General features: G+C 65.7%; 11 protein-coding genes. 5 read left to right on the forward strand and 6 right to left on the reverse strand.

The window, feature by feature from the left end; translation table 11 throughout:
- Window positions 1-32: 32 nt before the first annotated feature.
- Window positions 33-743, reverse strand: coding sequence for an LrgB family protein (locus IN820_RS19875; protein ID WP_193682621.1), 711 nt, complete (start codon window positions 741-743; stop codon window positions 33-35).
- The gene (locus tag IN820_RS19880) at window positions 740-1,102 is read right to left on the reverse strand and encodes a CidA/LrgA family protein (protein WP_193682622.1); all 363 of its coding nucleotides are present in this window, start codon (window positions 1,100-1,102) and stop codon (window positions 740-742) included. Before IN820_RS19880 ends, IN820_RS19875 begins: the two co-directional genes overlap by 4 nt.
- Window positions 1,103-1,409: 307 nt before the next feature.
- Between IN820_RS19880 and ccoG the strand changes: the two genes are divergently transcribed.
- Window positions 1,410-2,825, forward strand: a complete 1,416-nt coding sequence (gene ccoG, locus IN820_RS19885; protein ID WP_193682623.1) for a cytochrome c oxidase accessory protein CcoG — start codon at window positions 1,410-1,412, stop codon at window positions 2,823-2,825.
- 32 nt (window positions 2,826-2,857) lie between these two features.
- A complete protein-coding gene (gene mapR / locus IN820_RS19890) occupies window positions 2,858-4,267 on the forward strand; it encodes a GntR family transcriptional regulator MpaR (RefSeq protein ID WP_193682624.1) in 1,410 nt (469 codons plus the stop codon).
- A gap of 205 nt (window positions 4,268-4,472) precedes the next feature.
- On the opposite strand, the gene IN820_RS19895 is transcribed toward mapR, so the two are convergent.
- Complete coding sequence (locus IN820_RS19895) at window positions 4,473-5,252, reverse strand: PhzF family phenazine biosynthesis protein (protein WP_313026214.1); 780 nt, start codon at window positions 5,250-5,252, stop codon at window positions 4,473-4,475.
- Between the two features lie 181 nt (window positions 5,253-5,433).
- Between IN820_RS19895 and IN820_RS19900 the strand changes: the two genes are divergently transcribed.
- Window positions 5,434-5,898, forward strand: coding sequence for a DUF3597 domain-containing protein (locus IN820_RS19900; RefSeq protein ID WP_193682626.1), 465 nt, complete (start codon window positions 5,434-5,436; stop codon window positions 5,896-5,898).
- Window positions 5,899-5,939: 41 nt separating this feature from the next.
- Here IN820_RS19900 and IN820_RS19905 read toward each other — a convergent pair whose 3' ends face one another.
- The 3 genes from IN820_RS19905 to IN820_RS19915 form a co-directional block, all read right to left on the reverse strand.
- A complete protein-coding gene (locus IN820_RS19905) occupies window positions 5,940-6,350 on the reverse strand; it encodes an HPF/RaiA family ribosome-associated protein (protein ID WP_193682627.1) in 411 nt (136 codons plus the stop codon).
- A 349-nt stretch (window positions 6,351-6,699) separates the two neighbouring features.
- Entirely contained in the window at window positions 6,700-6,960 is a 261-nt protein-coding gene (locus IN820_RS19910; protein ID WP_193682628.1) for a hypothetical protein, read from the reverse strand.
- Between the two features lie 197 nt (window positions 6,961-7,157).
- A complete protein-coding gene (locus tag IN820_RS19915) occupies window positions 7,158-7,976 on the reverse strand; it encodes an inositol monophosphatase family protein (RefSeq protein WP_193682629.1) in 819 nt (272 codons plus the stop codon).
- A 184-nt stretch (window positions 7,977-8,160) separates the two neighbouring features.
- On the opposite strand from IN820_RS19915, the gene IN820_RS19920 reads away from it, so the two are divergent.
- A complete protein-coding gene (locus IN820_RS19920; RefSeq protein ID WP_235989208.1) occupies window positions 8,161-8,772 on the forward strand; it encodes a hypothetical protein in 612 nt (203 codons plus the stop codon).
- Window positions 8,765-9,496: a DUF3307 domain-containing protein gene (locus IN820_RS19925; protein WP_193682631.1), complete on the forward strand. Its 732-nt coding sequence runs from the start codon at window positions 8,765-8,767 to the stop codon at window positions 9,494-9,496. Before IN820_RS19920 ends, IN820_RS19925 begins: the two co-directional genes overlap by 8 nt.
- Window positions 9,497-9,696 lie beyond the last annotated feature (200 nt).

Genomic DNA, 9,696 nt, shown 5'->3' on the forward strand with positions numbered 1-9,696 from the left:
TCTTTCACCGCCTGGATGTTCCACCGCCCCACTCACCCCAGGGCGAACGGCAGCAACAACGCGATCAGGATGCCCAGCAGGCTCATCCCCAGCGCGGCGAAGGCACCGCACTCGTCGCCCTCCTCCAGCGCCCTGGCCGTGCCGATCGCGTGGGCATTGATGCCGTAGCTCAGACCACGCGCCGCCGGATGCTCGACGCCCGCCCAGCGCAGCAGCAGCGGCGCCAGCGCGGTACCGATGACGCCGGTGAGCATGACGAACACCGCCGCCAGCGAGGCCATGCCGCCGAGTTGCTCGGCCACCAGCATGGCGATCGGCATGGTCGCGGATTTCGGCGCCAGGCTCATCAGCACCGGCAGCTGCGCGCCCAGCGCCCAGGCGATCAGCAGGGTCAGCGCCACGCAGAGCACGCCGCCGACCAGCAGGGTGACGAGGATCGGCCAGAACAATTGCTGGATGCGTCTCAGATGGCGATACAGCGGTACCGCCAGCGCCACCGTCGCCGGGCCCAGCAGCATGGCGATCAGCGAGGCGCCCTCGCGGTAGCGCGCATAATCCACGCCGACCAGCGTCAGCGTGGCGACCACCAGCAGCATGCCCACCATCACCGGTTGCAGCACCAGCCAGCCGCTGCGCCGGTACAGCGCGAGCGCCAGCTGGAAGGCGATCAGCGTCAGCGCCACGGAAAACAGCGGGTGCGCCACCAGCGTCGTCCAGACCGCGCGCATGTCGAGCACGCTCATGCCCGGTCCTCCTGCTGGCGTTCCTGCCGGCGAATGAGCCACTGCATCAGCCAGCCACAGAGCGGCACGGTGACCAGCAGCGACAGCACCAGGCCCGCCGCGATGGCGGGCAGGTCGTCCAGCAGCGCGGCGCCGCTGGTCATGATGCCGGCCGCCGGCACGATCAGCAGCAGCGGCAGGTACTGCAGCAGCAACGCGGCAGTCTTCTCCAGCGACTCGGGAATGCCGCGCCGCAGCAGCAACAGACCGAACAGCAGCAGCATGCCGATGATCGGCCCCGGCAATGCCGGGACCACGAGATTGACCATGCCACCGACCAGTTGCAGCAACACCAGCCAGGTCAGGCCCTTGATGATCATCGGACTGCCTCCAGCCACTGGAAGCGTTCGTCGTGATACATGGCATCCCCCCTTCGCTGAATGGCAAAAAGGTATCGACTATGGCCTCAGGTTCCGCCACGCAACAGGTGCAGATGCGCACGAAAAACACGTATCAGTCGGATCGCGGATGATTTCGCCGATACAGGTCAATCACGCCCCCCCGAGGAGCCTGACAGGCGTTCTCAAGCTTTATCTGATCCGTATTTCTACGCTAAAACTGAGCCTGTTATAAAAACACCTCGCCGTCGATCATCCGCTCGCCTGAAAAGCCTACGGGGCGAAACCAATGACCGACCGCATACCCGCGCAGATCATCGAAACCGTTGATCCCAGCCAACCGATCCGCCTGACGCCCGCGCAGAGCGGCGGGCCCATTCATACGCGCAGTTTCAGCGGACGTTTCCGCAACCTGCGCCTGCTGGGCGGCGGCCTGCTGATGCTGCTCTACTTCGGCACCGTCTGGCTGAACTGGAACGGTCGCCAGGCGGTGCTGTGGGACCTGGGCAGGCAGCAATTCCACATCTTCGGCGCGACCTTCTGGCCGCAGGATTTCATCCTGCTCTCCGGGTTGCTGATCATCGCCGCCTTCGGCCTGTTCTTCATCACCGTGCTGGCTGGACGCATCTGGTGCGGCTACGCCTGCCCGCAGAGCAGCTGGACCTGGATGTTCATGTGGGTGGAGAAAATCACCGAGGGCGACCGCCACCAGCGCATCAGGCTGGACGCCGCGCCCTGGTCGGCCGGCAAGCTGCTGCGCCGCACCGCCAAGCACGGCCTGTGGCTGGCGATCAGCCTGACCACCGCGCTGGCCTTCGTCGGTTATTTCACCCCGGTGCGCGAACTGGTCGGCGATCTCGCCCGCTTCGAGCTCGGTTCGGCCAGCGCGTTCTGGCTGCTGTTCTTCACCGCCGCGACCTACGTCAACGCCGGCTGGCTGCGCGAGCAGGTGTGCCTGCACATGTGCCCCTACTCGCGCTTTCAGAGCGTGATGTTCGATGCCGACACCCTGGTGGTCTCCTACGATGCCACCCGGGGCGAGAACCGTGGCGCGCGGCGCAAGGGCAGCGACCCGCGCGCGCAGAACCTGGGCGACTGCATCGACTGCACGCTGTGCGTGCAGGTCTGCCCCACCGGCATCGACATCCGCGACGGCCTGCAGCTGGACTGCATCAGCTGCGGCGCCTGCATCGACGTCTGCGACAGCGTCATGGACAGGATGGGCTACGCCCGCAGCCTGCTGCGCTACACCTCGGAACGCGCGCTGCAAGGCGGCGCCACGCGCTTCCTGCGCCCGCGCCTGGTGGGCTATGCCGTGGCGATGACGGCGATGATCGCCGCCTTCGTCTGGGCACTGGAGGCCCGGCCGCAGCTGTCGCTGGACGTCACCAAGGATCGCACGCTGTTCCGCGAGAACATCCAGGGGCAGATCGAGAACATGTACCGCCTCAAGCTCATCAACAAGACCCAGCAGCCGCGCCAGTATGCGCTCGCCCTGGGCGATGGTCCGTTCGAGCTGCATGGCCAGCGGCAGATCGGCCTGGCACCCGGCGAGATCGCCGACCTGCCGGTCAGCGTGACGCTGCTCGACGAGACCCAGGGGTTCAGCCGCGAGCTGCGCTTCGAGGTCAGCGACGTCGCCGACCCCGCCAGCCGGGTGAGCACGCCGAGCACCTTCGTCGCGCCGAGCCGGGCGCCGCAGTAGACTTGGCCGGCCTTCCGCCACGACAGAAGCAGATGAAGCGCTACGAGAAATTCGCCGACGAGATTGCCGAACTGATCCGCAGCGGCGTGCTGGCGCCAGGGGAAAAGGTGCCCTCGGTGCGCCATGCCAGCCGCACCTACGGTGTCAGTCCGTCCACGGTGTTTCAGGCCTACTACCTGCTGGAAGACCGCGGGCTGATCCAGGCCCGGGCGCGCTCGGGCTATTTCGTCCGCGAGCACGCCAAGCGTCCGCTGCACGAGCCGGACATCAGCGCACGGCCCGCGCAAACCACCGAGGTCGGCGTCAGCGAGCTGGTGTTCTCGGTGCTCGCCTCGCTGCGCGACCCGGACACCGTCCCCTTCGGCTCGGCCTTCCCCAGCCCCGAACTGTTCCCCCTGCAGCGCCTGGCGCGCTCGATGGCACAGCGCGTGCGCGACCTGCCGGCGCGCGAGGTGATCGCCCAGATGACCGCCGGCAACCCCGACCTGCGCCGGCAGATCGCCCTGCGCTACATGGTCAGCGGGGTGATGCTGCCGATGGACGAACTGGTGATCACCACCGGCGCCATGGAGGCGCTGAACCTCTGCCTGCAAGTGGTGACCGAGCCGGGCGACCTGGTGGCCATCGAGGCCCCGGCCTTCTATGCCACCCTCCAGGTACTGGAACGGCTCAAGCTCAAGGCGGTGGAGATTCCGCTGCACCCGCGCGAGGGCATCGACCTCGACATCCTGGCCGACAGCCTCGCGCACCTGCCGATCAAGGCCTGCTGGTTCATGAGCAGCCTGCAGAACCCGCTCGGCGCGAGCATGGGCGAGGCGAAGAAACAGCAGCTCTACGACCTGCTGCAGCGGCATCGGGTGCCCCTGATCGAGGACGACGTCTACGCCGAGCTGTACTTCACCCGCGAACCGCCCAAGCCGGTCAAGAGCCACGACCGCGAAGGCCTGGTGATGCACTGCGGCTCCTTCTCCAAGAGCCTCGCGCCCGGCTACCGGGTGGGCTGGGTCGCGGGTGGACGCTATGCCGAGCAGATCGCCCGGCTCAAGCTGATGACCACCATTTCCCCGTCCGTACCCGCGCAGGCGGCCATCGCCGATTACCTGCAGCACGGCGGTTACGACCGCCACCTGCGCAAACTGCGCCACGTCCTGGAGATGCAACAGGGCGCGATGCTCGCCTCCGCCGCGCGCCACTTCCCGGCCAGCACCCGGGTGACGCGCCCCAGCGGCGGCTACTTCCTCTGGTTCGAGTTTCCCGAGCAGGTGGATTCGCTGCAGCTGTTGCAACTGGCCCTCGCCCAGGGCATCAGCCTGGCGCCGGGGCCGATCTTCTCGGCGACCCGGCGCTTTCGCAATTGCGCCCGGCTGAACCATGGCCACCCCTGGGATACGCGCAGCGAGAAGGCGATGGAATTGCTGGGCAGGATGATCAAGTCGTTCTGAAGCGATCGAGCGTTAGGCCTTAAATTGGCGAACGTGAAGGCCCGGCAGCGTGCTAATGCCGTTCAGACAAGCAGAGACTTCGTAGGAGCGCGCCATGCGCGCGAATCGCGGGCATAGCCCGCTCCTACATGAGATCCTGCACCTACTTTGTGGCTTTAAGTGAACAGCATTATGGCAAGCACGGGCTGATCGCGCCGTCGAGCCCTCAGATCTCGATTTGCCCCTGCAGGTACTGCACCGCCGCGCCGGCGACGAAGACGCGATCATCCTCGACACGGCAGTACAGCAGCCCGCTGCGCCGCGAGGCCTGCAGGGCGACGAGTGACGATTTGCCCAGACGCGCGGCCCAATAGGGTACGAGGCCGGCATGGATCGAGCCGGTGACCGGATCTTCATCGCCGCCATTGGCGGGCCAGAAATAGCGCGAGGTGAAGTCCTGCTGGCTACCCGGCGCGGTGACCACCACATCCAGCGGCGCCAGCACCTTCAACGCCTGCAGATCGGGCGCCGCGGCACGCACCTGCTCTTCGCTGGAATAGACGACGAACCAGGCCTGGCGATTCCGCAACACGCATTCGGGCGCCAGGTTCAGCGCATCCAGCAATGCCTGCGGCGGCTCGGCGACCGGCTCCGGCGCGCGGTTGGGGAAACTCATTTCCAGCAGGCCATCGGCGCGGCGCACGACGCCGATGTCGCCCACCGCCGCGGCGCGGAAGGTCAGCGGCGCCGCGGCGATCCGCTGCTCGATGATGACGAAGGCGCTGGCCAGGGTCGCATGGCCGCAGAAGTCGATTTCGGCCAGCGGCGAAAACCAGCGGATATGGAAAGCGCCATCCGCCTCACGGACGAAAAAGGCGGTTTCCGACAGGTTGTTCTCCGCGGCGATGGCCTGCATCTGCGCATCGCTCAACCACCGATCCAGCGGCACCACGGCGGCCGGGTTGCCCTTGAAGCGCTCGTGGGTGAAGGCGTCGATCTGGTAAATCGCGAGTTTCATCGTCAATTCTCGACAGCAGGGAAAGCCTGGGTTGGCCGAGTGCGCATCTTGCCAGCCAGCCACCGCATCCGCCACGAACGGATGCAACGCCCAACCGACCTACGGCCCCGAATGGCTCCCCGCACACGGCTGTCCAATAGTCACGATCAACAGCCAGGAGACATGAGCCATGGGGCTTTTCGATTCGATCAAGGCGAAGCTCGGCTTCGGTGACGTATCCAACGAGGCGCAAAGCAAGGCCGACGTGCCACCTGCAGAGGCCAGGTTGTCGAGCGCCGAGGGCGCCACACTGCCCAACGACAGGCCATCGGCCACATCCAACGCGACCATCGCACCGAACATGGATCTGAACCGCTCGGCGGCCAGCGCGCGCGGAGTGGATGTGGTGACACAGCTCGAAGCCGCGGCCGCCCAGCACCCGGAGGCGCTCAACTGGCGTACGTCGATCGTCGATCTGCTGAAGTTGCTGGGCCTGGACAGCAGCCTGGAATCACGCAGGCAGCTCGCCACGGAGCTGGGCTGCCCAGCGGAACAAATGGCCGACTCGGCGCAGATGAACATGTGGTTGCACCGGGCGGTCATGAAGAAACTGGCCGAACATGGCGGCACGATACCGCCGGAACTGCTGGTCTGAAGCGCAAAGGGCCTTCCGCCAGGAAGGCCCTTTTCCGGGTTTTATGAGTTGCGCAGCTGTTCGTCCGCCATGAAGTCTTCCTCGAGCAGCGCATCGCGGCCTGCACCACCGCCAGCCACTTGCGGCTGTGCCGCGGAGCGCTTGCTGCGCAACTTGCCGAACTGGTGATTGAGGGCGTTCGCGAGCTTGTCGACAGCACCGTCGATGGCCAATTCCAGCGACTCGGCCTTGTGCGTCACGGAGATCGGCTGCAGGCCCTTCGGCCGAGCCTCGATCTGGCAACGCTTGTCATGGGCGCCGGCCTTTTCGCCGTTTTCGTCGTTCAGGTGGACGACGACGCGCGTCAGCTCGTCGTCGAAACGGTCCAGCTTGCTGGCGACACTGGCACTGACCCAATCGACCAGACGGGCACTGCCTTCGATGTGGTTATCGCTGTGAACCTGGATTTGCATAAGTCGTCCTTACTTCCGCTTATGAGCACCACCCTTGCGGGTGGCTTGGTAACAGCTATGCCACCGTTTCGCGTATTAAGCAATGAGCAAAACGTCGCCGGACCTTTCGTTGCGGCCAAGGATTTTTTCGCTTTGCTATCCGGAACTTGGCAGGATTGCAGCCGATGCTGGCGTGAACCGTGACGGATCAGCGGCGGTAGAAAATATTCTGCGCAGAAGCAGGGCGAGGCAGGCGGTGAAGTTTCGGGTGACTGCAGCAACCTTCCCCAGCCCGACATCACCAGCACTCAGCAAAAAAACGCGCCAGACATGACCCCATCCAGCGCGCGAAGCGAATCGCTGCCTGCTGTTACGCCGCCTGCGGGAACAGCTGTCGCCCGTGATCGAGATGCTGGTCCACCAGCCATTTGCCATGGGCGATGGACAGGCGCTGGGCCTTGTCCAGCTCATCCATGAGGGCATGTTCCAGCGGCAGTGGCAGGCGGCGGGTGACATGCCCGGATGGATCGGTGATACGGCAGCCGCCTGCCCAGGGCGTCGGAGTGTCGGGATATTCCAGCACCTCGGCGGTGATGGTGTGGTCACGGTAGGTGCATTGCATCATGGTCATGATCGTTACCTCGCTGTCTCAGGCATCCATCGGGCCGAAACGCGGGTCCGGCAGGCCGATGGAAAGGCCGATTCCCCCCTGTGGTTGGTCGGGCCGCTAGCGGCCCCTCGTCGCGTCTGGACGGTATAGCACAGGCTGCTCGTCCTGCCGGGTCGATGCAATGCATGGGCGACGAACGCAAGGTGCCGCCGCGCCGATCAACCGTCCAGCGACGGCCCGATCAGCTGCGCCAGCTGCCGATACACGCCTGGCGCGGCGACCAGATAGGGGTTGCCGTCCAGCAGGCCGTCATTACGAAAGAAATCGTTCACCAGGCCACCGGCCTCCTTCACCAGCACCAGGCCGGCCAGGCAGTCCCAGCTCTTGAGCTGGGTTTCGTAGTAACCGATGAGGCGTCCGGCGGCCACGTACGCGGTCATCAGTGCCCCGGAACCGTTGCGGATGAACATGCCGCCCTCGCCCAGCAGCTTTTCCAGGAAGGGAATGAAATGTTCCTTGCCACGCGGGTGGAAGGTGCCGGCACCGGTCAACCCCTCGCGCACATGGGTGGCGGAACTGACCTCGAGCGGGGTGTCGTTGACGAAGGCGCCCTTGCCCAGGCAGCCGTGGAAGAGCTCGTCGTGGTTGGGATCGGCGATCGCCCCGACGTGGGGTTGGCCATCGATCAGCAGGCCGACCGACACGCACCAGTTATGCAGACCGTTGACGAAGCAGGCGGTGCCATCGATGGGGTCGATCACCCAGACGCAGCGCGCGTTCAGATCGGTCGAACCGCTTTCCTCGCCGAGAAAGCCATCCTCGGGAAAGCGCTCGGCGAGCCGCGTACGAATGAAGTCTTCGATCCGCTTGTCGGCAATGCTGACCACGTCCTGCCGGTCGCTGCCCTTGTGCTCGACGGCCAGCGCCTCGCGGCGCCGATAGAAGTCCATGCCCAGTCGCGCGGCTTCGAGCGCCAGGGCCTTCGCGCAGGCATAGCGCGCATCGATATCGAGGTCGCCGGGGGTCGGCTGGGTCATGGCTGGGGTCCTTGGTCGCACAGAGACATGGATTCTAGACGGCCTGCCGGGCCAGGAACATGGCATCGGGCTCGCCAGCCATCGCATCCGGTAGCTTTTAAAAGCTACTTTTGCGCTAGTTGCCTTATTAGGCTACTTTTGCCTCACGTGCCCTTTTCAGACAACGGCCCCTCCGATGAACCCGATGGCGGTACTCACAGGCGATCTGATCGACTCACGCGCGATGCACGACACCGAGGCGTTCCTCGCCTGCCTCAAGACGCTGCTGGCAGCGCTGGGTGAACGTTACGACGCCCAGGTCGAGACCTTTCGCGGCGATGGCTTCCAGTTGGTCATGCGGCACGCGGAGCCGGCCTTCGACTGCGCGCTCGCCCTGCGCGCCGGCCTGATCGCCGCCAGTCCGGCGGGCGAACGCTGGGATGCACGCCTGGCGCTAGGCATCGGCCGGGCCGAAAGCGATGCCCAGGTATATGGCGAGGCGTTCGTGCTGTCCGGCCAGGGCCTGGACGGGATGAAGAAGGACACCTTCCGCCTGTTCAGCAGCGTTCCGCAACTGCTCAAGTACGCCGAACTGCCCACGGCTTTCATCGAGGCCATCATCGAGCGCTGGACGCCCGTGGAGGCCCAGACCTACTACCTGCACCTGACCCGCGGCCTGGACCAGCGCCGCATCGCCGAGCAATTGGGCAAGTCACGGGTGACGGTGACCAAGGCGCTGCAGCGTGCCGATGCGCGGCTGGTCGATCGTTACCTGGCCTGCGCGCGCGAGTGGCTGAAGGAGCTCGACGATGCCTGATTCGATCACGCTGCTGCTGTGGCTGCTGCTGGCCCATGTCGCCCTGGATTTCCTCCTGCCATTGCGGCGACGCCTGCAGGATGCACCTAGCAGCTGGCGCAGCCCCGAGCTGTACCTACTGGGGCTGGCCCAGGGGCTTGCGGTACTGCTGATCCTCGGGGTGCTACGCAGCGATCCGGCGCCGGCCGGCCTGGCCGCCTTGCTGGTGGTGCTGATACGCATCCTGGTCGCTGGCTGGGCGGCAGGTCCGCAGCGCTCGGCGCGCAGTTTTCTGCTGGAGCAGCTCGCCGCGCTGCTGACGCTCGTCGCATTGTGGCTGACCCGCGAAGGCCTCTGGCAGGCCGTGCCGGCCTATCTCGGCGGCCAGGCCGATACGCGCAATCTGCTGATCCTGCTTGGTTACCTATTGGTGCTGGCTCCGGCGTCCGGGCTGATCGGCGCCATGCTCAGGCCCTGGCAGGAGCGCATCGGCAGCGACGATTCGCTGGTCAACGGCGGCGCCTTCGTCGGCTATCTGGAGCGCGGCTTGATCCTGACCCTGGTGCTGCTCGCCCAGTGGCAGGCCATCGGCTTTCTGCTCACGGCGAAAAGCATCCTGCGCTTCAACGAACTCAAAGGCCGCAACAACCGTCAGCGCAGCGAATACGTGCTGCTCGGCACCCTGCTCAGCTTCACCCTGAGCATCGCCGTAGGCCTGGCGATCCGCCTGATGCTGGGTCTCTAGTGTCATGCCTGGTTAGTTTGTTAACTCACTGGGCATTGCTGTAGGAGGGGCCTGCGCGTCTTCGCCGCAGCGCTGTCGCGCAGCAAGCAGGGTGCAGCCCCGAGAAAGCGCCTGTGCACACCGCGCCCGCAGGAGCCCGGGGGGACGCCGATTCCTTGCCGGCGATCATCGGCGTTGCGGCCGATCGCCCGCAAGCGGGC

This window comes from Pseudomonas lopnurensis, from assembly GCF_015070855.1.
GTDB lineage: Bacteria > Pseudomonadota > Gammaproteobacteria > Pseudomonadales > Pseudomonadaceae > Stutzerimonas > Stutzerimonas lopnurensis.